The 23165-nt window shown below is 72.4% G+C and carries 19 protein-coding genes and 1 pseudogene; 11 read left to right on the forward strand and 9 right to left on the reverse strand.

What is annotated here, in order from left to right; translation table 11 throughout:
* Positions 1-72 precede the first annotated feature (72 nt).
* From ACIF83_RS19765 to ACIF83_RS19780, 4 genes are all read left to right on the forward strand, one after another.
* Positions 73-672, forward strand: a complete 600-nt coding sequence (locus ACIF83_RS19765; RefSeq protein ID WP_399728445.1) for a TetR/AcrR family transcriptional regulator — start codon at positions 73-75, stop codon at positions 670-672.
* A gap of 176 nt (positions 673-848) precedes the next feature.
* Positions 849-2219, forward strand: a complete 1371-nt coding sequence (locus ACIF83_RS19770) for an MFS transporter (RefSeq protein ID WP_393479020.1) — start codon at positions 849-851, stop codon at positions 2217-2219.
* A gap of 70 nt (positions 2220-2289) precedes the next feature.
* A complete protein-coding gene (locus ACIF83_RS19775; RefSeq protein ID WP_399728449.1) occupies positions 2290-2976 on the forward strand; it encodes a response regulator transcription factor in 687 nt (228 codons plus the stop codon).
* Complete coding sequence (locus tag ACIF83_RS19780; protein WP_393479015.1) at positions 2973-4355, forward strand: ATP-binding protein; 1383 nt, start codon at positions 2973-2975, stop codon at positions 4353-4355. The genes ACIF83_RS19775 and ACIF83_RS19780 overlap by 4 nt, the downstream gene beginning before the upstream one ends.
* Here the strand turns inward: ACIF83_RS19780 and ACIF83_RS19785 are convergent.
* Complete coding sequence (locus ACIF83_RS19785; protein ID WP_398139958.1) at positions 4346-5314, reverse strand: TAXI family TRAP transporter solute-binding subunit; 969 nt, start codon at positions 5312-5314, stop codon at positions 4346-4348. The genes ACIF83_RS19780 and ACIF83_RS19785 overlap by 10 nt on opposite strands.
* Before the next feature lie 121 nt (positions 5315-5435).
* On the opposite strand from ACIF83_RS19785, the gene ACIF83_RS19790 reads away from it, so the two are divergent.
* Complete coding sequence (locus tag ACIF83_RS19790) at positions 5436-6206, forward strand: isoprenyl transferase (protein ID WP_393479010.1); 771 nt, start codon at positions 5436-5438, stop codon at positions 6204-6206.
* A gap of 26 nt (positions 6207-6232) precedes the next feature.
* Here ACIF83_RS19790 and ACIF83_RS19795 read toward each other — a convergent pair whose 3' ends face one another.
* Positions 6233-7126: a LysR family transcriptional regulator gene (locus ACIF83_RS19795; RefSeq protein ID WP_399728453.1), complete on the reverse strand. Its 894-nt coding sequence runs from the start codon at positions 7124-7126 to the stop codon at positions 6233-6235.
* A gap of 72 nt (positions 7127-7198) precedes the next feature.
* Between ACIF83_RS19795 and ACIF83_RS19800 the strand changes: the two genes are divergently transcribed.
* Both ACIF83_RS19800 and ACIF83_RS19805 read left to right on the forward strand, forming a co-directional pair.
* Positions 7199-7588, forward strand: coding sequence for a RidA family protein (locus ACIF83_RS19800; RefSeq protein ID WP_393479005.1), 390 nt, complete (start codon positions 7199-7201; stop codon positions 7586-7588).
* A 30-nt stretch (positions 7589-7618) separates the two neighbouring features.
* Entirely contained in the window at positions 7619-7906 is a 288-nt protein-coding gene (locus tag ACIF83_RS19805; protein ID WP_399728457.1) for a hypothetical protein, read from the forward strand.
* Here the strand turns inward: ACIF83_RS19805 and pip are convergent.
* The 4 genes and pseudogenes from pip to ACIF83_RS19825 form a co-directional block, all read right to left on the reverse strand.
* Positions 7821-8780 (reverse strand): annotated as a pseudogene (pip, locus tag ACIF83_RS19810) (prolyl aminopeptidase). The gene ACIF83_RS19805 and the pseudogene pip sit on opposite strands and share 86 nt — an antisense overlap.
* 37 nt (positions 8781-8817) lie before the next feature.
* Positions 8818-10044, reverse strand: coding sequence for a glucuronyl hydrolase (locus tag ACIF83_RS19815; protein ID WP_399728460.1), 1227 nt, complete (start codon positions 10042-10044; stop codon positions 8818-8820).
* Between the two features lie 218 nt (positions 10045-10262).
* Entirely contained in the window at positions 10263-14633 is a 4371-nt protein-coding gene (locus ACIF83_RS19820; protein ID WP_399728463.1) for a trypsin-like peptidase domain-containing protein, read from the reverse strand.
* Positions 14630-14989 carry a CU044_2847 family protein gene (locus tag ACIF83_RS19825; RefSeq protein WP_398139953.1) on the reverse strand — a complete coding sequence of 120 codons (360 nt, stop codon included), beginning with the start codon at positions 14987-14989 and terminating at the stop codon, positions 14630-14632. The genes ACIF83_RS19820 and ACIF83_RS19825 overlap by 4 nt, the downstream gene beginning before the upstream one ends.
* Before the next feature lie 480 nt (positions 14990-15469).
* On the opposite strand from ACIF83_RS19825, the gene ACIF83_RS19830 reads away from it, so the two are divergent.
* Positions 15470-16228 carry a polysaccharide deacetylase family protein gene (locus ACIF83_RS19830; protein WP_398139952.1) on the forward strand — a complete coding sequence of 253 codons (759 nt, stop codon included), beginning with the start codon at positions 15470-15472 and terminating at the stop codon, positions 16226-16228.
* Positions 16229-16251: 23 nt separating this feature from the next.
* On the opposite strand, the gene ACIF83_RS19835 is transcribed toward ACIF83_RS19830, so the two are convergent.
* Together ACIF83_RS19835 and ACIF83_RS19840 are read right to left on the reverse strand one after the other, a co-directional pair.
* A complete protein-coding gene (locus ACIF83_RS19835) occupies positions 16252-17052 on the reverse strand; it encodes an alpha/beta hydrolase (RefSeq protein ID WP_393478988.1) in 801 nt (266 codons plus the stop codon).
* A gap of 50 nt (positions 17053-17102) precedes the next feature.
* A complete protein-coding gene (locus tag ACIF83_RS19840; RefSeq protein ID WP_399728468.1) occupies positions 17103-17252 on the reverse strand; it encodes a hypothetical protein in 150 nt (49 codons plus the stop codon).
* Between the two features lie 190 nt (positions 17253-17442).
* Between ACIF83_RS19840 and ACIF83_RS19845 the strand changes: the two genes are divergently transcribed.
* The 3 genes from ACIF83_RS19845 (at position 17443) to ACIF83_RS19855 (ending at position 21850) form a co-directional block, all read left to right on the forward strand.
* Positions 17443-18639 carry an EfeM/EfeO family lipoprotein gene (locus tag ACIF83_RS19845; protein WP_399728471.1) on the forward strand — a complete coding sequence of 399 codons (1197 nt, stop codon included), beginning with the start codon at positions 17443-17445 and terminating at the stop codon, positions 18637-18639.
* The gene (gene efeB, locus ACIF83_RS19850; RefSeq protein ID WP_399728474.1) at positions 18636-19856 is read left to right on the forward strand and encodes an iron uptake transporter deferrochelatase/peroxidase subunit; all 1221 of its coding nucleotides are present in this window, start codon (positions 18636-18638) and stop codon (positions 19854-19856) included. Before ACIF83_RS19845 ends, efeB begins: the two co-directional genes overlap by 4 nt.
* Positions 19857-20032: 176 nt before the next feature.
* Positions 20033-21850: a phospholipase C gene (locus ACIF83_RS19855; RefSeq protein ID WP_399728477.1), complete on the forward strand. Its 1818-nt coding sequence runs from the start codon at positions 20033-20035 to the stop codon at positions 21848-21850.
* A gap of 55 nt (positions 21851-21905) precedes the next feature.
* Here ACIF83_RS19855 and ACIF83_RS19860 read toward each other — a convergent pair whose 3' ends face one another.
* Entirely contained in the window at positions 21906-23165 is a 1260-nt protein-coding gene (locus ACIF83_RS19860; protein WP_399728480.1) for a cation:proton antiporter, read from the reverse strand.

The following is a 23165-nucleotide window of genomic DNA, read 5'->3' on the forward strand; positions in this document are numbered from 1 at the left end:
GATAGAGCGTTCTAGTGACAGAATAGGCACGGAAGGGCACACAGCACCAGCGGCTTCCCGGAGGCTCCCGTCGTGAGTGACAGCAAGGCTCCCAGCACCCACGAGACCAGGCAGCGCATCGTGAGCGCCGGCACGGAGCTGTTCCGGCGCACGGGCTACACGGGCACCGGCATGAAGCAGATCGCGGAGGCCGCCGGTGCGCCCTTCGGCTCGATCTACCACTTCTTCCCCGGCGGGAAGGCCCAGTTGGGCGAGGAGGTGATCCGCACCTCGGGCGCCGTCTACCTGGGGCTCATCACCGCGCTCATGACGCCGTACGAGGACCGCGCCGCGGCCACCGCCGACGCCTTCACAGCCGCGGCCGGCACCCTCGCCGAACTCGACTTCGCCGACCCCTGCCCCATCGCCACGGTCGCGATGGAGGTCGCCGGCACCAACGAGAAGCTGCGCGAGGCCACTTCGGAGGTCTTCGACAGCTGGATCGACCGTCTCGCCGCGTACTACGCCGAGGGGGGCGTCCCCGAACCCGCCGCCCGGGAGACGGCAAGCTCGGTCATCGCGCTGCTGGAGGGCGCCTTCATGCTCGGCCGGGCCGCGCGCAGCACGACGCCGGTCCTCTCGGCGGCCAAGGCGGCAGCGGCGATCGTCCGGGCGGCGCTGGCGGGCGAGTGACGGGTCCGCAGCCGCCTTCCCGGACGGGCTCACAGCCGCTTTCTTAGCGGCATGTTAGATCTGCGCGGCGGACCTTGTCCGGGTGCGACGGCGGCCCGCATGCTCGGGCGCACTCAGGTTCCGGGGGGCACTCTCCCGCTCCCCGATCCCACCGGATTTCCCCACCTGGAGCCGCCATGTCCTCGTCCGCCGCCCTGCCCGGAAAGCCGCCGTCGGCCTCCCCGGGCAACCGCCGTCTCGCCCTCGTCGGCGGGTCCCTGGGCAACCTCGTCGAGTGGTACGACTGGTTCGTCTACGCCAGCTTCGCGATCTACTTCGCCGACTCGTTCTTCCCCGGCGACAACCCGACCACCAAGCTGCTGAACACGGCCGGCATCTTCGCCGTCGGCTTCCTGATGCGCCCGGTCGGCGGGTGGATCCTCGGGCGGGCGGCGGACCGGCACGGGCGCAAGAGCGCGCTCACCCTCACCGTCACCATGATGTCGGTGGCCGCCCTGCTCATCGCCGTCGCGCCCACCTACGGACAGGCCGGCTACTTCGGCGCCGTGGTGCTGCTCCTGGCCCGGCTGCTGCAGGGCCTGAGCATCGGTGGCGAGTACGCCGCCAGCGCCACCTACCTGACCGAGGCGTCCGCCCGCGACCGGCGCGGCCTCGGCTCCTCGTTCCAGTACGTGTCGATGACGTGCGGCCAGATCCTCGGCCTCGCCATCCTCATCACGATGCAGCACACCCTGACCACGGACCAGTTGGAGAGCTGGGGCTGGCGGATCCCGTTCGTGCTCGGTGCCCTGTTCGCCGGGGTGGTGTTCTGGCTGCGGCGCCGGCTGACCGAGACCGAGGCCTTCACCGAGGAGTCCGGGGCGGAGGACCGTACGGACACCGCGCGCGGCACGCTCAGGGCGTTGTGGCAGCACCGCCGCGAGGCCGGGCTGGTCATGGCGCTCACCCTGGGCGGCACGGTGGCGTACTACACCTACACCACGTACCTCACCAAGTACCTGATCGGCAGCGCCGGCATGGCCAAGTCCACGGCCACCCTGGTGAGTTTCACCGCGCTCACCGTCTTCGCGCTGCTCCAGCCCTTCGCCGGGATGCTCTCCGACCGGATCGGCCGCCGGCCGCTGCTGATCACCTTCGCGGTCGGCTGCACGGTGGGCACGTACCCCATCATGACCGCGCTCGGATCGGCGTCCTCGTACTGGTCGGCGCTGGGGCTGTCCCTGCTGGCCCTGGTCATCGTCACCGGGTACACCTCGATCAACGCGGCCGTGAAGGCGGAGCTGTTCCCCACCCGGGTCCGCGCCCTCGGGGTGGCGCTGCCGTACGCCGTCGCCAACGCGCTGTTCGGCGGGACGGCGGAGTACGTGGCTCTGTGGTTCAAGGACAGCGGTCACGAGAAGGTGTTCTTCTGGTACGTGTCGGGGTGCGCGCTCGTGTCGCTGGTCACCTACGTGCTGATGCCGGACACCCGCAACGCGGCGCTCAGCCGCGCCGAGGTCGCGGCGGACACCGGCCGCGACCACAGTCCCGCGAAGGCCGTCCACTGACGCGGTGGTGACCCGGACGGTGCCGCTTCCGTAAGCTGCCGCCCAGGTCACCACGGCACGAGGACGTCACATGCACGCGCTGCTCGTCGAGGACGACGACCGTATGGCCCAGGCCCTGACCACGGCCCTCGCCCAGCGGGGGCACACGGTGCGCAGGGCCGGCCGGGCCCTGGACGCCCTGCGGTACGTCCACGCGGCCGAGTTCGTGCTGCTCGACCTCGGCCTGCCCGACCTGGACGGGCTGGAGCTGCTGCGGCGGCTGCGCACGGTGTGCGACGCGCCGCTGATCGTGGTGACGGCCCGCTGCGAGGAGCGCGACATCGTGCAGGGGCTGCGGGCCGGCGCCGACGACTACGTGGTCAAGCCGTTCCGGATGAACGAGCTGATGGCCCGGATCGACACCGTGCGCCGCCGCACCGGGGCAGCGGCGTCCCGTGGCACGGACGGCGGTGGAGGTCCCGTGCGCACCGGCGACGTGGAGATCGACATCGCGGGCCGTACGGTCACGGTCGACGGCGCGGAAGTACGGCTCACCCGGCGTGAGTTCGACGTCCTCGCCTTCCTCGCGGCCCGGCCGGACGAGGTGCACTCCCGCGAGGAGATCCTGGACCGGATCTGGGGCGACGCCTTCCTCGCCGCGTCCCGGTCCCTGGACGTGCACGTGGCAGGTATCCGCGCGAAGACGGGCCGCGCCGAACTGGTACGTACGGTGCGGGGCTTCGGGTACCAGCTCGGCACCGACGGCCGCCGGCCATGAGGCGCAGGCTGCTGGCCGTGCTGATGGTGCTGATCGGGGCCGCGACGCTGCTGCTGTCGGTTCCGCTGGCCGGCTCGTACGCGAGCGGGCGGACAGAGCATCTGCTGCTCCAGCGGCGCGCCGACGCCGTACGGTTCGCCGACCTCGCCGACCGGGTGCGCACCGCCGCCGACCGTGCCGAACTCTCCACCGAGATCGGCCGGTACGCCGAGCTGTACGGCGCCTCGGTGACCGTGGTGGACTCCGCGGGGCGGACCCTCGCGCAGGCGGGGGCCGGCGTCTCCCCGTCCGCAGCGGACGACGTCCTGGGCCGGGCGCTGACCGGGCGGTCCACCGAGCGGCTGCCGACCGTGCGGCCGTGGGGGCCGGACCGGGTGGTGCTCGCAGAGCCGGTCGGCCGGGACGAACGGGTCAGCGGCGCGGTCCTGCTGGCCGTCCCGACCGCCGCGGCCCGGCGGGACGTGACCGTGCGCTGGGCGCTCATCGCCTGCGGGGCGCTCACCTCCTTCGCGGCCGCGGCCCTGGTCGCGGCCGGCATCACCCGCTGGCTGATGCGCCCGGTCCGTGACCTCGACCGGGCCGTCGCCGCACTGGCGTCCGGCAGCCTGGAGACCCGGGCCGTCTCCGGCACGGGGCCTCCCGAACTGCGCAGCCTGCGCCGGCACTTCAACGGCATGGCCGAGGCCGTCGCCGACTCCCTCGGCCGCCAGCGCGCCTTCGTCGCCGACGCCTCGCACCAACTGCGCAACCCGCTGGCCACCCTGGTGCTCCAGCTGGAGAACGTCGAGCCCCATCTCGCGCCCGGCCCCGGCCGGAAGGAGCACGCGCGTGCCCTGGACGAGGCGGAGCGCCTGGAGGAGCTGCTCGACGGCCTGCTCGCGCTGGCGCGGGTGGAGTCGGGCACGGCGGAGCGGACCGAGCAGGACGTGACCCGCGGGGTGCGTGAGCGGGTGGCCGCGTGGCAGCCGGTGTTCGAGGCCTCCGGGCTGACGCTGAGCGCCGCTGCCGTGCGGGAGGGATTGCGGGCGCCTGCCGTGCCGGACGCCGTCGGCCGGATCCTCGACGCGGTCCTCGACAACGCGGTCAAGTTCGTCCCGTCCGGCGGGCGGGTCGCGGTGACGGCCGCGCTCGCGGACGGTGAGGTCGTGGTGCGCGTCGCCGACGACGGGCCGGGGGTGCCGGACGACCAGCTCCCGCTGCTCACCCGGCGTTTCGCCCGGGCACCCGAGCACCAGAACGTGCCCGGCAGCGGCCTGGGCCTGGCCATCGCCGACGAGATCGCCCGCCTCAGCGGGGGTCGGCTCGCCACGGCCGGCAACCGTCCCCACGGACTGGTGGTGGAGCTGCGGCTGCCGGGTCCGGTGCCGGGTCAGCCGTAGACCGAGCGGTAGTAGGCCACCGCGCCGGGGTGCAGGGGCACGTCCCCCGTGGCGACGGCGAACCTGGGTTCTAGCCGGGCGCCCGCGGTGACCTCACGCAGCAGCACACGCCACCGGTCGAACACCACCCGGAGCACCTCGCGCACCGCCTGCTGCGGCACCTGGGAGCGGGCCAGCAGATAGTTGCCCACGCCGACGGTGCCGACCGGCTCGGTGAGCCCGTACACGCCGGACGGGAGGGTGACCGCCGTGTAGACGGGGCCGTACGTGTCGCGCAGGACGGCGGCCTGTTCCTCCAGCGGCAGGAAGCGCAAGGGGAATTCACGGGCCAGCGCCGACAGGGCGGGGGTCGGCACTCCCCCGGCCCAGATCAGCGCGTCGACCGTGCCCGTGCGCAGTGCCTCCACCGAGGCGGCGAGGCCGAGCTGCCGTTGCCGTACCGACCGTTGCCCGGTCAGACCCGTCACCCGCAGCAGCCGGTTCGCGAGCACCTGCCCGCCGGAGCCCGCCGCGCCGGTGGCGACCGACCGGCCCGCGAGATCCCCCACGGACCGTACGGGTCCGTCGGCCGGTACGACCAGGTGCGTGTAGTTGACGTAGACGCGGGCGAGAGCCGTCACGGCGGCCCGGCTCGAGAACGGCTCCCGCCCCTGCACTGCGTCCTCGGCGGCGTCCGCCATCGCCAGGCCCAGGTCCGCCGATCCGGCGCCGAGCCTGCGGAGGTTGTCCACGCTGGCCGCGGTGCTGAGCGGGGTGATGTGCAGTCGGGGGACGGCCTGTGCGGCCTGGACGGCCAGTGCCTTGCCGAAGGCGTTGTACGGCCCACCGGGCGCTCCCGTCGCGAGCCTGAGCCGCCAGTCGGGTCCGCCGTCCCCGGCGCAGCCGGCCAGGGCGAGGGCCGGGGCGCCGAGGACCGCGGCCTCCAACAGGCCGCGGCGGCTCATCGGTCGACCGGTCACGCCCGCAGCGTAGTCGCTCCGCGCGGACCGCACGCTCCGCTCCCGCGTGGCTCGTGCGCGGGACGTGGCACTATCCTTGCGCCCTCGAACACGGGTAGGGAGAAGGGACATCGGTGTGGCGATGAAGGCCTTGCGTTCGGCGTTGGAAGCGATCTATGTACGGCGCCTGAACCGCAAGCTGGAAGGCCTGCCCCGGCCGCGGCACGTGGCGATCATGCTGGACGGGAACCGGCGCTGGGCCAGGGGTGCGGGACATCAGGACGTGCGCGAGGGGTACCGCGTCGGCGGCGCCAAGGTCACGGACTTCCTGCATTGGTGCACCCACGCCGGCATCAAGCACGTCACGCTGTGGATGCTGTCCGACGACAACCTCCACCGGCCGGCCGACGAACTCGGTCCCCTGCTCGACATAATCGAGGAGACCGTCCGGCGCATCTGCGCCCCCGGGGAGCCCTGGGAGATCGAGATCATCGGGGCGCTCGACCTGCTGCCCGGGAACACCGCCCGCGTCCTCAAGGAGGCCGCCGCCCTCACCCAGGGCCGCGGCGGGCTGAAGGTCGACGTCGCCGTCGGCTACGGCGGCCGCCGGGAGATCGTCGATGCCGTCAAGGCGGCCTTCGACAAGCACATCAGCGCAGGGGGCGACCCCACGGAGCTGGCCGCCGACTTCGACCTGGAGCACATCACCGACAACCTGTACTCGCCGGCCGGGCACGACACCGACTTCATCATCCGCACCTCCGGCGAGCAGCGGCTCTCCGGCTTCCTGTTGTGGCAGTCCGCCTACGCCGAGGTGCACTTCGTCGACGTCCTGTGGCCGGCGTTCCGCGAGATCGACCTGCTGCGGGCCCTGCGGTCGTACGCGGCCCGGGAGCGCCGTTACGGCCGCTGACGGACGCGGCGTCGTGCACGCTCGGGTCATTCCCCGCCGACCGTCGCGAGAAGGTGGGCGACCAGGGGGTTCGGGTCGGCCGTGCGCCAGGCCACGGCGACCCGGGTGCGGGCGGTGCCGGGGGCGATCCCGCGGAACGCGACGCCCTTGAGGCGGATGCGCCGGATGGAGGCCGGGGCCAGGGAGACTCCCAGACCGGTTTCCACGAGGGCGCACACGGTCTGCCATTCCACCGCGTGCTGGGCCGTCCGGGGTGCGAAGCCCGCGTCCGCGCACAGGCCGGTGATCCGGTCGTACAGTCCGGGGCCGACCGCCCGGGGCAGGAGCACGAACGGTGAGTCGGCCAACTGCGCCACTCGTACGGTCCGTTGGGCGGCCAGGGGGTGGGTGGCAGGGAGCACGGCCACGAAGGGCTCGTTGAGGACCGTCCGGAAGCCGATCTCCGGTTCACCGGCGGGCGGTTCGCGCAGCAGTCCGATGTCGATGGTCCTGTCGTGCAGGGCCGCGATCTGCGGCGCGGTGGTCATCTCGTGGATGTCCAGGTGGACATCGGGGAACCGCTGCCGGAAGGTGCGCAGCAGTCCGGGCAGGACGGTCAGGGCGAGAGAGCCGGCGAATCCGATGCGCAGCCGGCCGGCCCGGCCGCTGCCGACGGCGCGGGCCGCGGCCAAGCCGTCCGCGAGGTCGGTGAGGGCCCGCCGGGCGGCCGGGAGCAGTTCGCGGCCGGCCGGAGTGAGCGCGACATGTCCCGGCTCGCGGCTGAACAGCGCATGTCCGACCTTGTCCTCCAGGCGGCGGATCTGCTGGCTCAGCGGTGGCTGGGCGACGCCGAGCCGGGCGGCCGCGTGGCCGAAGTGGAGTTCCTCGGCGAGCACGACGAAGGCGTGCAGCTGCGCGAGGGGAAGTTCGGGTCGCGTCATACGCCTAGAGATATCAGGTCATGACCCTCGCAGTATTAGACGTATCGATGCAGGTCACCTAGCGTTCGGCGCATGACAGAGCGACGTGCGATCCTCAGCGGCTCGGCCTTCGAGGAGCAGATCGGGTATGCCCGTGCCGTGGTGGACGGCGACTGGGTGCATGTGTCCGGGACGACCGGGTTCGACTACGCCACCATGACCATCTGCGACGACGTGGTGGAACAGGCCGAGCAGTGCCTCCGTAACATCGGTGCGGCGCTGACCGAGGCGGGCTGTGACTTCGCGGACGTCGTACGGGTGCGTTACCTGCTGCCCGAGCGCGAGGACTTCGAGCCCTGCTGGCCGGTCCTGCGCCGCTGCTTCGGCGAGGTCCGCCCGGCCGCGACGATGCTTGTCTGCGGCCTCGCCGACCCTCGCATGAAGATCGAGATCGAGGTGTACGCGCGGCGGCCACTCACCTGACGGGCCGTGGAATCGAGGCGGGCTCTGCACGTGCGCGACGACGAGGACCCACGGTACGAGAACGAGAACCGCGTCCTCAGGCTCGTCCGGGGCATCCTCACCGAAGACACGGAACAGCTTCCGTCCCCGTGCATCCCCACGCCAAAAGACCCGTTCACCGGCTGGGACTCGTCCGGCTCCCGACGGTGCCGATGTGTCGGGATCCGAGTCGTGCCCGCCGACCGGGTCCTGCTCACTTCCGGTACTTGTCCGTCGCCGCCACGAGTGCCTCCGCCACACCCGGTGCCCCCGTGGTGTGGCCGGCGTCGTCCACCGTGACCAACTCGCTGCCGGGCCAGGCCTGGTGGAGGCGCCAGACGATGCCGAGGAGGTTGCCGAAGTCGAGCGATCCCTGCACGAGGGTGCCGGGGATGCCGGCGAGGAGGTGGGCGTGGCGCAGGACCACGCCCTCGTCGTTGCCCTCGCCCAGGAAGTGGTCGTTGCCCCAGTAGTGGGTGACGGTGCGGGCGAAGCCCATGCGGTACACGGGGTCCTCGAAGCGGGCGACCGAGCGCGGCGGTGCGGGGACGGTCGCCGTCTCCCAGTCGGTCCAGGCCCGCGCCGCCCGCTCCCGTACCGCGGGGTCGGGGGACTCCAGGAGCCGGCTGCAGGCCGCGGCGAGGTTGCCGTCGCGCTCGGCGGGCGGCAGTTCGGCCAGGAACCGGTCGAAGGCCTCCGGGAAGATCCTGCCGAGTCCCCGGGTGAGCAGCTCCACCTCGGCGTTGGAGCCTGTCGCCACTGCGGTCAGCACCAGCTCGGAGACGGATTCCGGATGCGTCTGCGCGTACCGGAGGGCGAGCACCGAGCCCCAGGACACGCCCCAGACCAGCCAGCGCTCGATGCCGAGGTGCTGCCGCAGCATCTCCAGGTCGGCCATGACGTGCGCGGTCGTGTTGACGCTCATGTCGGTGTCGTAGTCGCTCGCGTGCGGTGTCGAGCGGCCGCTGCCCCGCTGGTCGAGCAGGACGATCCGGTAGGCGGCCGGGTCGAACAGGCGCCGGGGGTAGGGGCCTCACCCGGATCCCGGCCCGCCGTGCAGCACGACCGCCGGCTTGCCCTCGGGGTTGCCACAGGTCTCCCAGTACACGAGGTTGTGGTCGCCGACGTCGAGCATGCCGTGTGCGTACGGCTCGATCTCCGGATACAGGGGCATCAGGGCACCGTAGCGTCACCTCGGCCCCAGGTCGCCCTCATTTCGCGCCGGAAAGGTCGATCGCCCGGTCGACGTCTTGCGGCCGCAGGACGCGCAGGATGCCTTCGAGGAGGTAGTAGTCGGCGTACGGGAGGGAGATCTCGATCCCGTCCTCGGCCGGGCGGTTGCGGGTGCAGCGGGCGACGACTGCCTCGGCGCGCGTCGAGTTCCGGGTCAGGCAGGTCTTGGCCAGCGCGGTCAGCAGGCGCAGGCCGGCTTCCCGGTACTCGGACCGGCCCGTCGCAGCGGAAAGGTCCAGCAGACCGCAGGCCATGATCGCGCCGGCGGAGGCGTCCTTGACGTCGTAGGGCTGCTGGGGCGCACGGTAGTCCCACACGGGGACGTGGTCGGGGGTGAGGGCGCCCAGCGCGTAGTCGGCGAGTCGGCGTGCGGTCGTCAGGAACTGCTGGTCGCCGGTGCGCCGGTGGATCGTCGTGAACCCGTAGATGCCCCAGGCCTGTCCGCGTGCCCAGCAGGACGTGGGGCTGTAACCCTGTACGGTGCCGGGGCCGATCGGCGCGCCGGTGGCGGGGTCGAAGTCGTACACGTGGGGGGTCGAGCCGTCCGGGCGCGGGAACACCCGCTGGGCGGTCCTCGCGTGTTCCGTGGCGATGTCGAGGTACTTCCCGTCGCCCGTCTGCTCGCTCACGAAGGCCAGCAGGTCGAGGTTCATCATCGTGTCCATGATGACGCGGCCCGCGTTGTTCGGATCGTTCAGCGCGCCCCAGGCCCGGATGAAACGGCCGTTGGGGTTGTAGCGCCGGATCAGCGAGTCGGCCGCCCGCACGGCGCCGGCCCGCCAGGTGTCGTCCCCCGTCAGGCGCCATGCGGTGACCCAGGAAGGGGAGAAGAGGAACCCGAGGTCGTGGGTGGTGGTGTCGGTCTGACGGGGAGCGAGCTTCTTCGCGGAGTCGAGCGCCAGGGTGCGGAAGGTGTCGTCGCCGCTGTGGAGCCAGGCCATCCAGAGCGTGCCGGGCCAGAAGCCGCCGACCCAGTCGCCGTTCTGCGAATACACCCACTTCTCGGCCTTCGTGCCGATCGGAAAGGCCGTCACGCCCGGGGCGACGGTGCGGAGTTTCCCGATCGCGTAGTCCGCGGCGGCCCGGAGCGTGCGGACGACCGCAGCGGGGGTCTGCTCGGCCGCCTGGGCCGGGGTCGTCGGCACCGCGTACAGGGTGGCGGCGCCGGCCGCCGTGGTCAGCACGGAACGTCGGGAGATCTCCATCGGCTCGCATCCTCCAACTCGACACAGCGGAAGGGAAGTTGATCGAGCCTTGCACAGCCCGCCCTGCCATGCACACCCACGTGAGTGATGTTCAGGTAGATGAACGCGGCGGTCTCGGGGCGTCGGAGCGCGTCAGCCGCAGGCGCAGGCCGGGCGCGCGCAGCGCCGGGAGCGGGAATCTGCTGGTCAGGAAGAAACGCACCCCGTGGCGATGCACGTCAGGTCCGGCACACCCTGCCGGTCGCCCCGGAGGGGAGATAGGCGGCCCGCTCGGCCGCAGTGAGGTCCCGACCCACCACCTTGCAGATCCTGGTGATGGCCTCTGTCGGGTCGGGCAGATCTGTGTTCCACAGGCGTGCGGTGTGATCTTCGCTGGTGGTGGCCAGGGTGGTGCCGTCTGGACTGAACGCCACCGAGGAGACGCTGGCCGTGTGGCCGGTGAGGGTGCGCAGGGGGCGACCTGTGGCGGTGTCCCACAGGCGTGCGGTGCCGTCCCTGCTGGCGGTGGCCAGAGTGGTGCCGTCCGGGCTGAAAACCGCTGAGGAGACGTTGGCCGTGTGGCCGGTGAGGGTATGCAGGGGGCGACCTGTGGCGGTGTCCCACAGGCGTGCGGTGCCGTCCCTGCTGGCGGTGGCCAGAGTGGTGCCGTCCGGGCTGAACGCCACCGAGAACACTGTGCTGCTGTGGCCGGTGAAAGTCTGGAGGGGGTGGCCTGTGGCGGTGTCCCATAGACCCGCATCGTCGCTGGCGGTGGCAAAGGCGCGGCCATCCGGGCTGAACACGATCGCATACACGATGCCGGTGAGGCCGGGGAGGGTGCGCAGCGGACGGCCTGTGGCGGCGTCCCACAGCTCCACAGGGCAGGCCAGCCCACCGGTGGCCAGGGTGCGGCCGTCTGGACTGAACGCCACCACAAACAGGGAACCCCTGCGGATACGGACGGTGTGCAGGGGGCGGCCTGCGGCGGTGTCCCACAGCTGCACGGCACCGTGGTCGCCGGCGGCGGCCAGGGTCGTACCGTCGGGACTGAACACCACTTTGTACACGTCCCCGTGCAGGCCGGTGAGGGTGCGCAGGGGGCGGCCTGTGACGGTGTCCCACAGCTGCACGGCACCGTCGTCGCCGGCGGCGGCGGCCAGGATCGTACCGTCGGGACTGAACGCCACTGCATTCACACTGTCCAGGCCGGTGAGGGTGCGCAGGGGGCGGCCTGTGACGGTGTCCCACAGCTGCACGGCGCCGTGGTCGCCGGCGGCGGCCAGGATCGTACCGTCGGGACTGAACACCACTTTGTACACGTCCCCCTCCAGGCCGGGGAGGGTGCGCAGGGGGTGACCGATGGTGGTGTCCCAGATCCGTGCGGTGCCGTCCTCGCCGACGGTGGCCAAGGTGGTGCCGTCGGGACTGAACACCACTGCATTCACGCTGTCCAGGTGGGTGAGGGTGCGCAGGGGGTGCCCGGAGGCGGTGTCCCACAAGCGTGCGGTGCCGTCCATGCCGGCGGTGGCCAGGATCGCGCCGTCGGGACTGAAGGCGGTCGCGTTCACCCAGCCTGTGTGGCGGAGGGTGTGGAGTGAGTGCCCGGTGCGGGCGTCCCACAGACGTGCGGTGCCGTCCTCGCCGGCGGTGGCCAGGGTCCTGCCGTCAGGGCTGAAGGCGGTCGCGTTCACCGAGCCTGTGTGGCGGAGGGTGTGGAGGGAGTGCCCGGTGGCGGTGTCCCACAGACGTGCGGTGCCGTCCTCGCTACCGGTGGCCAAGGTGGTGCCGTCGGGACTGAACACCACCGCCCGCACGTTCTCGCTGTGGCCGATGAGGGCGTGGAGGGGGTGTCCGGTGGCGGTGTCCCACAAGCGTGCGGTGCCGTCGTTGCCGGCGGTGGCCAGGGTCGCGCCGTCGGGACTGAACACCACCGCCCGCACGTTCTCGCTGTGGCCGATGAGGGTGTGGAGGGGGTGTCCGGTGGCGGTGTCCCACAGGCGTGCGGTGCCGTCCCTGCCGGCGGTGGCCAGGGTCCTGCCGTCTGGGCTGAAGGCGGTCGCGTTCACCCAGCCTGTGTGGCTGAGGATGTGGAGGAGGTGTCCGGTGGCGGTGTCCCACAGGCGTGCGGTGCCGTCGTCGCCGGCGGTGGCCAAGGTCGCGCCGTCGGGACTGAACACCACCGCCCGCACGCTCTCGGTGTGGCCGACGAGGGCGTGCGGCAAGGGGTTGGTACCGAAGGCGCGGAGGGCTGCAGTGGCTTCCGGCGTGTCGCTGGTGCGGTAGGCGTAGGCGGCCAGGAGCATGGCGAGTTCGGGGTGAGTGACCGTGAGATTGTCGGATTCAGTGACGATCTGACGGGATTCGGCTTGGTGGCGGGCGGTCTCGGATTGGTGGCGGGCAGTGACGGCGTCGTGCCACTGCCAGCTGGCCAGCCCGGTGGCGATGAGGGCGAGGGCGAGCAGGCCGGCCAGGATGGACGTGCGGCGGCGGGCGCGGCGGCGGCTGGTGGCGAGGTAGCGGCGGATGTGCGCGGGCAGGCCGCGGCGGCGCGCGTAGTCGAGGCCGACCGCCAGGTCGCTGCCACGCAGCAGCTCGTCGGCTTTGCGGGGCTGCTTCCGGCGTGTGCGCCGGCCTTCGTCGCGGGGCTGCTTCTGGCGTGTGCGCTGGTCCTCGGTGCGGCGGAGCCAGCGTGTGTGCTGGTCCTCGGTGCGGCGGAGCCAGCGGTGGAAGTCCTGGTCCTCGGTGACCCAGGTGTGCAGGTGGGGCCAGTCGCGGACGAGGGAGTCGTGGATGAGTTCTGCGACCGGTTCGGGCTGCTCCACCGGCTTGCGGTGTTCCGCTGTGGCGTGTCCCCGTGCCGGCTCGGCGGCTGCGGGGCTCGGCCGCGGGACTCGGATGGTGATGAACCGGTGGCGGGCGAGGGCGGCCAGGGCCGTGTCGAAGCCGTCCTGACCGGGTGCGGTGTGGGGGCCGGTGGTCAGGTCGCGGAGGGTGGTCAGGGGCAGGCGACGGCGGGCGGCGGGGGTGGCGTGGTCGGGGTCGGCGGGCTGGACCAGTGCGGTCAGGATCCGCTGGGCGGCGTCGCGTTGCGGCAGCTTTCGGAATTCGGTGGTGCACCAGGTGCTGAGGGCGCCGGTGACGGTGCCGATGCGTTCGTAGGCGTCATGGGTGAGGATCCCGTAGGTGCGGCACTCCCATAGCTGGCGAAGGGTGAGCTGCAGGGCCGGCAGGCAGGTGACCGGGGTGCTCCGGGCGATGCGGGGCTGTGGGCCGTCGGCCGGGGGGAGCAGGTCGCCGATCAGGCGGGCGGTCAGGCCGTTTTCGAGTTTCGGGCCGAGATCGCCGTGTTCGATCATGGCGCGCAGGTCACGCTCGCTCAGGGTGGCGGGGATGTTCAGGGGCGGGGAAGCAGACTCCAGCAGGGCCGGAGCCCGGGCGGCCAGGGGGGCATAGAAGTCGTCGCGCATGGCCAGAACCACGGTGAGCGGGGCCCAGGATTCGGCCAGGCCGGCCAGTTGCCGGGCTGCCGCTCCAATACCGCCCCCGTCGCCCGGCGTTGCGGCAGGGGTGAGGAGTTCTTCGAACTGGTCGATGACCAGCAGGACGCGGGTGCGGTCGGGGCGGGCAGCCAGGAGGCGGTCGACGGCGGCCTCTATGCCGTCGGTGGCGGCGCCGGGCAGGCCGTGTTGCTCGGCGGCGGCCATCAGGTCGTGGCCGGGGTTGGGGACCAGGACGGGCAGCCAGCGGTCGCTGCCGGGCACCGCCTTCCCCTCGGCCAGAGCGGGCAGCGCCCCGGCCTGCAGGAGGGAGGACTTGCCCGATCCGGACGGCCCCAGCAGCAGCAGTGTCCGGGCGGGCCCGCGCAGCGCCGCGAGGACGGCATCCAGGGCGGTGGTGCGACCGCCGAAGACGGTGGCATGGTCAGCGGTGAACGGCTCCAGGCCCGGGTAGGGGCACACCGCGTGCTCGGCCAGCTCGGGGTGCAGGGCGCGCAGGGTCCGGGCAGGGGTGGCGTAGGCGATGCCCAGCCCACGGGAGTGCCGGTCGGGGTGAGTGATCGCGTTGGTCATGCCGATCACCAGCCCGGTGGCGTCGTCGACGACGGGGCCGCCGCTGAAGCCCTCGGTCAGCTCGTTGGCGTCGGACAGCTGGAGCAGCGGGACCGTCCCCTGTGGGGCGGCGCCCTCCAGCAGGCGGCCGACCTTCAACTTGCCGAAGTGCCCGCCAGGTCTGGCGTGCTTGGGGAAGCCGTAGGTGCTGCCGCAGTGGTCGAGGCAGTCCTCGGCGATGCCCAGCGCGAGCGCCGCCAGGCCCGGCGGGGCGCCCTGCAGCCGCAGGAATGCCACGTCCTCCGCGTCCCGGTCACGCCAGGTGTCGGTCTCCACGGCCCCCTGCCACTGCAGGGGCTCGGGCCAGGCGGGAAAGACCAGCGGCACCTGCTGCCCGGGCCCGAACCCGGCGTTCTCCACCACGTGGGCGCACGTGGCCAGCAGCCCGGGGCCGACCAGGAAGCCCGCCCCGGCCACCGCCCCGGTCGCACTGCGGACTTCGGCGACCGCGTGGTGGAAACCCTGCCTCGCCCCGCCCGGCGGGCGCACCTCGCCCGTCACGCACCGCCGCCGTCCGGGCCGGCGCCGTCCGATGCGGCAGAGGTGCCGGGTGAGGCGTGCCAGGTCACCGTGACGGTCAGGTGGCAGCCCGTCTCGCTCCTGGCGATCACGGCGCCGGCCTCGGCGGACAGGTCGACACCGAACTCGATCACGACCTCGTCCGGCCCGGCCTGCCGCAGCTGCTCCAGCGCCGCCCGTGCCAGGCCCGCCACCGGACGCAGCGCCTGCTGCACCGTGTGCGGCAGCTCCTGCACGGCGCCCGCCAGCCGCCCCACCTTCACCGGCCCGTCCGGCTCCCGCTCCTCCACCGCCGCCAGCAGAACCGAGCCCCCGCCTTCCAGCGGCAGCCGCGCCACAACCCCCACCCTAGCCCCCTAGCTCCCCACAGCTGCAGACTGTCGCCCCAGCATCTGCGACCCACACCAGGAGCATCGAGGCTAGCCCAACGGCGGGCGCCCCGACCGACTTTCGACCGACCCACGGTGGTGAGCCCGAAGGCGAACGCCCCCCCGCGGTGGCGTGCTCGGTCGAAGCAGTGTCGTCTCAAGGGTGCGATCAGGACGACACGTTGCCGTTGGCCCGTCCGCTCGTCGGTCTCGTCGGTCTCGTCGCGGGGAAGAGACAGTCCCAGCCGTGGAACGTGTCGGATGAATTGTGGTCGCTCGTCGAGCCGTTGCTGCCGGAGCCGGGGGTTCCGGTGGGGGCCGCTCGGGCGCCTGTCCCAGAAGTACCCCGGAATTGTCCGTGATCGGTAACAGAGGGATCCCGCGGCCCACTTATCCCGTCCTGACAGGTGCACGGGGGGACCCACCAACACGGCGAAGAGCGGGGCGGACATGGCACGGCATGGCGGGCGGGGATGGTACGGCCGGGTGGTCGCGGCGGCGGTCGGGGTGACGGCGGTTGCCGCCGCCACGTCGGTGTGGACCGCGCAGGCCGGCCAGACCGGTGGACACCAGGCGGCGCACCCCGCCGCCAAGAAGACGGTGCCCGTGTCCGCCACGATCGTCCATGCCTCCGACGGCGGCGACCACGCGGTCAACATCACCATCGACGACGGCCCCGACCCGCAGTGGACCCCGCAGGTGCTGCAGGTACTCAAGGACAACGGTGTGAAGGCGACGTTCTGCATGGTCGGCACCCAGGCGGAGGCCCACCCCGACATGGTCAAGAAGGTGGTGGCGGCCGGGCACCGGCTGTGCGACCACACGGTGTCGCACGACACCACCATGGACAAGAAGTCCGAGGCCTACCAGTCGCAGCAGATCCTGGACGCCGAGCGCCAGATCACGAAGGCGTCCGGGGGCGTACGGCCGATGTACTACCGGGCCCCGGGCGGCGCGTTCACCCCGTACAGCCGGCACCTCGCGGCCTCGCACGGGATGCGGCCGCTGGGCTGGAACGTCGACTCCAAGGACTTCGAGCGGCCCGGCACCGACGCCATCGTCACCACCGTCAAGGGCGAGTTGCACAACGGCCCCACCCTGCTCTTCCACGACGCCGGCGGCGACCGCTCCCAGACCGTGGCCGCGCTGCGCACCCTCCTGCCCTGGCTGAAGCAGCAGGGGTACTCCTTCGGTTTCCCCGTTCGCTGAACGGGGCTCGGCCGCCCGCTGCTTCAGTTCTCGGCCCCGGCGACGACGGTCCGCAGCGCCTCGGTCACCACGGGCCAGGCCACCGAGTCGGGGTCGATCACGTCGAAGTGACCGGCCCCGGGCAGCTCGTGGAGCGAGGCGCCCGCCCGTGCGGCGTACCGGCGGGCCATGGCGACGGGCAGCGCCTCGTCCAGGGCGCCGTGGACCACGACCGTACGGCCGGCGGGGACGCCCAGGGCTGCCGGGTCGGCGGCGGCGTACCGGTCCGGGACCCGCTCCCTGCCACCACCGAGAAAGGCGGCGACGGCGCCCCGGCCGCTGCCCAGTTCGTCGGCCCACGCCAGGTCCGCGGTGGGGGCGAGGGCCAGCACGCCGAGCACGACGGGCGGGGTTTCGGCCCTGCCGGGTGCCCCGTCGGGCAACCGGTGCCGGAGCGCGGCCCACAGGGCGAGGTGACCACCGGCCGAGTGCCCGGCGTAGACCACGCGCGCCGGGTCGACACGGCCGGGCGCGGCCTGCGCGGCGAGGTGGGGCAGCCGGTCGACGGCCTCCGCCGTGTCGGTCAACGTGACCGGCCAGCCCCCTCCGCCACCGACCCGGCGGTACTCGACACTGGCGACCGCACAACCGCTCTGCGCCGCCAAGGCCCGGGCGAATCCCGCGACATGCTGCCGATCGTGCTCGGCGCGCCAGAAGCCGCCGTGGAAGAACAGCACCAGCGGCACAGCCGGCCCAGGCCCCGCGGCGGGCAGGAACAGATCGGCAACCTGGTCCGGATGTTCACCGTAGACCAGCGGCTGAGGGGAGACCTGGGCACGGGACATGCTCACACCTCTTTGCGATGTATCTCGATTAGAGGTACGAGCTTACGGTACTAGTCCAGGTGCAGCCAGGGAGGGCGACCGCCACCGGACTCATCGCCCCACAGCGGCCGTTGCCTCGGCGCCGCGTCCACGGCCGCGGACAGCGTCCAGCTGACCCAGCGCACCTGCGACGACTCCCCCGCCCAGAGTTTCCGGCTCACCGAGCAGCCCTGACCGAGCGGGGCCGGAGGACCGCCGGTGAACCGGGAGGGAATTCCTGGTCAATGAATCGTCGGGACGACTGTTCGAGTGCGAAGGGCTGCCTAACATGAGGCCGTCCCGCCGGTGTTCGCACCGCCGTTGCGCTCAGCCGCGTGGGCGCCTGCGTACGTCGTTCCGGAAAGGCTCGCCATGCCGTTGCCCCGCCTCGGCTCGCGGCCGGTCGCTCTCCGAACGGCTGGAGCACTGCTCCTCGCCTTCGCCCTCGCCGTGGGAGGGACCCTGCTGGCGCTCTCCCTCGTGGGCGGGCGCCCCGCGCGGGCCGTACGGTCCGTCACGGTCGAGGTCTCGCCGAGCCGCTGCGGCCGCGGCTGGACCCGGCCGGCGCCCGGGGTGCAGACCTTCGACCTGCACAACGCCTCCGACGGTGCGGCCGAGGTCTACCTCGAGGACCCGGGCAGCCAGGTGGTGTACGGCGAGGTGGAGGGCATCGGCCCGGGTACGACACGGCAGTTGACCGTCCGGCTGGGCAGGGGCACGTACGCCTTCAAGTGCGTGCCCGACGACGCCGACGCCGTCACCGGGCCCAGCGTCCTTGTCACGTCGGGGCGGCGCGGCCCGGGGGCGGCCCCCGTCACCGAGCACGACCTGATCCCGCCCGCGCTCGCCTACCAGAAGTGGGTCGGTGGCGGTCTGGACGAGCTGGTCCGGCTGACGACGAAGCTCGGCCGGGACATCGACCGCGGCGATCTCGCCGGCGCCCGGTCGGCCTGGCTGCCGGCCCATCTGGAGTACGAGCGGCTGGGGGCGGCGTACGACGCCTTCGGGGACGCGGACGGGCAGATCGACGGTACGGACGCGGGACTGCCCGACGGGGTGGGCGACCGGGGCTTCACCGGGTTCCACCGCGTCGAGTACGGGCTGTGGCACGGGCAGTCCGGGGGCCGCCTGCGCACCCCGTCCGCTGCGCTGGTCAAGGCGGTGACCCGGCTGCGGGACAGCTGGTCGCAGACCCGCATGGATCCGGCCCAGCTCGGTCTGCACGCGCACGAGATCCTGGAGAACACCGTGCAGTTCGAGCTGACCGGCCGGACCGACTACGGCAGCGGCAGCAACCTCGCCACCGCCCGTGCCAACCTCGACGGCACCCGCGAGGTGCTGTCCCGGCTGCGCCCTCTGCTCACCACCCGGTACTCCGACCTGCCCGGCCTCGACCGGGACCTGGACCACGCGCAGCACCTGCTCGACGGGTTCCGGCACGGCGGCCGCTGGACCGCGCCGACCGCCCTGGACCGCGCCGGGCGGCAGCGCGTCGACTCGGTCTTCGGCGACCTGGTCGAGCGGCTCGCGTCGGTGGCGACCCTGTGCGACCCCCGGAGGACGGCGTGAGCGGAACAGACCGACCCGACGGAGTGGGCAGGCGCGGCTTCCTGCGCGGTGCCGCCCTCGCGGGAGCCGGGCTCGCCACCGGTGCCGCCGCCCCCACAGCGGCCGTCGTCCCCTTCCACGGCGCCCACCAGGCATCCGTGCTCGCGCCCTCGCGGCGGACCAGTGTGTTCGTGTCGTTCGACGTGACCGCCGAACACCGCGCGGACCTGGCCGACCTCCTGCGCACCCTCACCGACCGGGCCCGTTTCCTGACCTCGGGCGGGACGCCGTCCCCGGTGGGCATCACCGGACCGCCCGCGGACTCGGGCATCCTGGGCGACCGGCTGCCCCCGGGCGCGCTGGGCGTGACCGTCGGGTTCGGCGCCTCGCTCTTCGACGACCGGTTCGGACTGGCCGCGCTGCGACCCCGGCGGCTGACCGCCATGCCCGCCTTCCCGGACGACGACCTGCGGTCCGAGTGGTGTCACGGCGACCTCAGTCTCCAGCTGCACGCCGACGACCCGGACACCACCCTGCACGCCCTGCGCGACATCGCCCGGCACACCCGGGGCGGCATGCAGGTGCGCTGGCGCCTGGACGGCTTCTCCGGTCCGCCCCGGCCCTCCGGCACCCCGCGCAATCTGATGGGGTTCAAGGACGGCACCGCCAACCCGGACGCGCACAGCTCCGGTGAGATGGCCCGCCTGGTGTGGGTGGGCAGGGGCATGGGCGAGCCGGACTGGGCGGTGGGCGGCAGCTATCAGGTCGTCCGGCTGATCCGGATGCTGGTGGAGTTCTGGGACCGGGTCTCGCTGAGCGAGCAGGAGCGGATGTTCGGCCGGGCCCGCTCCTCCGGCGCACCGCTGGACGGCGACCACGAACACGACACACCGAAGTACGCCGACGATCCCAAGGGCGACGTCATCCCGCTGGACGCCCACATACGCCTGGCCAACCCCCGCACGGCCGCCACCGCCCACCAGCGCATCCTGCGCCGCGCCTACAACTACGACCGGGGCATGGACGGCAACGGCAACCTCGACATGGGCCTGCTGTTCACCTGCTACCAGCAGGATCCGGTACGGCAGTTCGAGGCCGTGCAGCACCGGCTGGCGGGCGAGCCGCTCACCGACTACATCTTCCCGTTCGGCGGCGGCTACTTCTTCGCGCTGCCCGGGGTGCGGGACGCGGCGGACTGGTACGGGCGCGCCCTGCTGGTCGGGCGTGGCGCCGGCTGAGCCTGTCCGGACAACTCGGCGGGCAGGCGGGTCAATTCACCGTCAAGGTTTGCCCCAGCATCCCTGACCCGGTGTTCACTCCCACGCCACCGCCCCTCCGCCGACGCGCCCCGCCGCTCGCGCAGCATCCGTGCTCGTACGACGCACAGACGTTCTCGCCCGGAGGGTGAACCACCATGGCCAGCAGAGGAAGACGAGCGGCGACCCGGAGCATCACGGCGCTCGCCGGAGCGGCCGCGCTCACGGTGCTCGGCAGCAACGCGCCCGGCTGGGCGGCGGTGCCCTCCGGGCACTCCTCGACCGCGACGCCCATCAAGCACGTCGTCGTGATCTTCGACGAGAACATCTCCTTCGACCACTACTTCGCCACGTACCCGAAGGCCGCCAACACGGACGGCACGAAGTTCAAGGCGGCGAGGAACACTCCCAAGAACATCGACACCCTGGCCCGCGCCGGGCTGCTCAGGACGAACCCCAACCAGTACACGCCGAAGCGGCTGTCCCCCGCCCAGGCGATGACCTGCGACCAGAACCACTCCTACGGGGCCGAGCAGTACGCGGCGAACGGCGGCAAGGCCGACCAGTACGTGCAGAACACCGAGGTCGACAAGTGCAGCGGGGGCCTGTTCGGCGAGCCCGGCCTCGTCATGGACTACTACGACGGCAACACCGTCACCGCGCTGTGGAACTACGCCCAGCACTACTCCCTGTCCGACCGCTCCTTCAGCTCGGTCTACGGCCCTTCCACGCCCGGTGCGCTCAACCTGGTCTCCGGTCAGACGCACGGTGTGGTCTCCGTCGACCCGGCCACCGGCAAGCGGACGGCGACGCCCGACCCGTACGCCGTCAAGTCTCCCGACGCGAAGGGCGTGGGCACGGTGGTCAACGACCCCGACCCGGCCTTCGACGACTGCTCCGGCAAGGACCACACCAGCACCAACGCGCTGGCGGCCATGCAGGGAGCCAACGTCGGTGACCTGCTCAACGCGAAGAAGGTGTCCTGGGGTTGGTTCCAGGGCGGCTTCCGGCCCTCGGCCGCGTGGAACGGGACGTCCGGCTCGTACGCCAAGTGCGACACCACGCACACCAACGTGGGCGGCGCGGCCGTGGCCGACTACAGCCCGCACCACAACCCGTTCGCCTACTACAGGTCGACGGCCAACCCGCACCACCTGCCGCCGAAGAACGTCTCCGAGATCGGCCACAGCGGGCGGGCCAACCACAACTACGACCTGACCGACTTCACCGCCGCCGTCAAGGCGGGCAAGCTCCCGGCCGTCAGCTTCGTGAAGGCCGGTGAGTACCAGGACGGCCACGCCGGCTACTCCGACCCGCTCGACGAGCAGCACTTCCTCGTCAAGCAGATCAACGCGATCCAGCGCTCGCCGCAGTGGAAGTCCACCGCGGTCGTCGTCGCCTACGACGACTCCGACGGCTGGTACGACCACGCGTACGCCGCGCCGCGCAACGGCTCGAAGGACTCCTCGCTCGGCTCCGACGGCAAGGCCACCGACAGCCCGGCCTGCCAGAACGGCCCGAAGGCGTCCGGCGGTTACGCCGACCGCTGTGGTCCGGGCACCCGCCAGCCGCTGCTCGTGATCTCGCCGTACAGCAAGGTCAACAAGGTCGACCACACGCTGACGGACCAGGCGTCCATCACCCGGTTCATCGAGGACAACTGGCACACGGGCCGCGTCGGCGACCACTCCTTCGACGCGACGGCCGGTTCCCTGGCGGGCATGTTCGACTTCCGGCACCCGAACAACAAGCAGGTGCTGCTGAACTCGGACGGCTCGGTGAAGTCCGTCGGACCCGTCAAGCACATCGCCCCGGTGACCACGAGCATCACGCCCGGCCCGGCGATGCAGAACACGGCTGCCGCCACCGGCACTTCGGAGATCCCGGCCCTCCCGGTCGGCCTCGGTGTGGGCGCCCTGCTGGCCGCCGGCGTCACGGGCACGTACCTCACACTGCGCCGCAGGCAGCAGGCCTGACCGCCACCGCTCCCCACGAGTGCGCCCCCGGCCGACGTCCGGGGGCGCACTCGGTTCAGGCTCTGACCGATGGCTGGGGGTCGCTCACGCGGCTCGCTCTCCCGATCGACTGCAGCAGCGGACCGGTCATGAGGGTGGTGACCAGCGCCATGAGGACGAGGACGGCGTACAGGTCCTGGCCGATCAGCCCCGCCGACCTGCCGACGTCCAGCACGATCAGCTCGGTGAGCCCGCGGGTGTTCACCATGACGGCGACCAGGGCCGACTGCCGGGTATCCAGGCCGTGCACCCGGGCCGCCCCGTACGCCGGTACGACCTTGCCCGCGATCGCCACCACCAGGAGCACCCCCAACAGGCGGACGCCGTCCGCGCCCAGCGTGCCGATGTCGACCGACAGCCCGGTGGACACGAAGAACAGCGGCAGCAGCATCCCGGAGGTCTGCTCCATCGGCCGCAGCACGTCGGCGCCCCGCACACCGTCCCGGCGCGGCATGGCCAGCCCGGCGAGGAACCCGCCGAAGACGGCGTGCAGGCCGAGTGACTCGGTGACCCACGCGCTGCCCAGCGCGAGGACCAGGGCCACCGGGACGGGACTGCTCAGCAGCGTGGCCGGCCGGTTCAGCCACCAGCGCAGCGCTGGCCGGACCACACCGAGGACGAACGCGACGAAGCCCGCCAGCAGCGCCAGGGCGACCGGCCAGGACCAGCGGGTGGACTGCCCGGAGTCGCTCCCTGAGTCGCTGAGCACCGCAGCCAGCACCAGCCAGGCCGCCACGTCCATGAACCCGGCCGCCGCGATCGCCACCGTTCCCGCGGGAGTGCCGGCGGCCCCGCGCTCCCGCACGATGGCCGCCAGCACCGGCAGGGCGGTGATCGAGAGCGCCACTGCCAGGAACATCGCGAACGAGTGGTGGCCCGTGTGCCGGGGGTCCACGGCGGAGAACAGTCCGCCGCACAGTTCCACGGCCCCCACGGCGAGCGCCATCGGGGTCAGCAGAGCCGCCACCGCGACGCCCACCGCGGTGCGTCCCGTCCGGAAGGTGCGGAAGTCGATCTCGTAGCCCGCGACGAACAGGAACAGGACCACGGCGATCTGGGCCAGCACCGACAGGAAGGGCCGCGCCTCAGCGGGGAACAGCCGCGCGGACGGGTCCCCGGGGAGCCGGCCCAGCAGGGTCGGTCCCAGGGCGATACCGGCGAGGATCTGGCCGATCACCGCCGGCTGCCCGAGACGCCGGGCCAGGCCCCCGAACACCCAGGACACCAGGACGACGAGGGCCACGTCCCCGAGAACGGTGGCTACGAGACGACTCAC

This window comes from Streptomyces sp. NPDC085866 (genome assembly GCF_044541035.1).
In the GTDB taxonomy this organism is placed as follows: Bacteria; Actinomycetota; Actinomycetes; order Streptomycetales; family Streptomycetaceae; genus Streptomyces.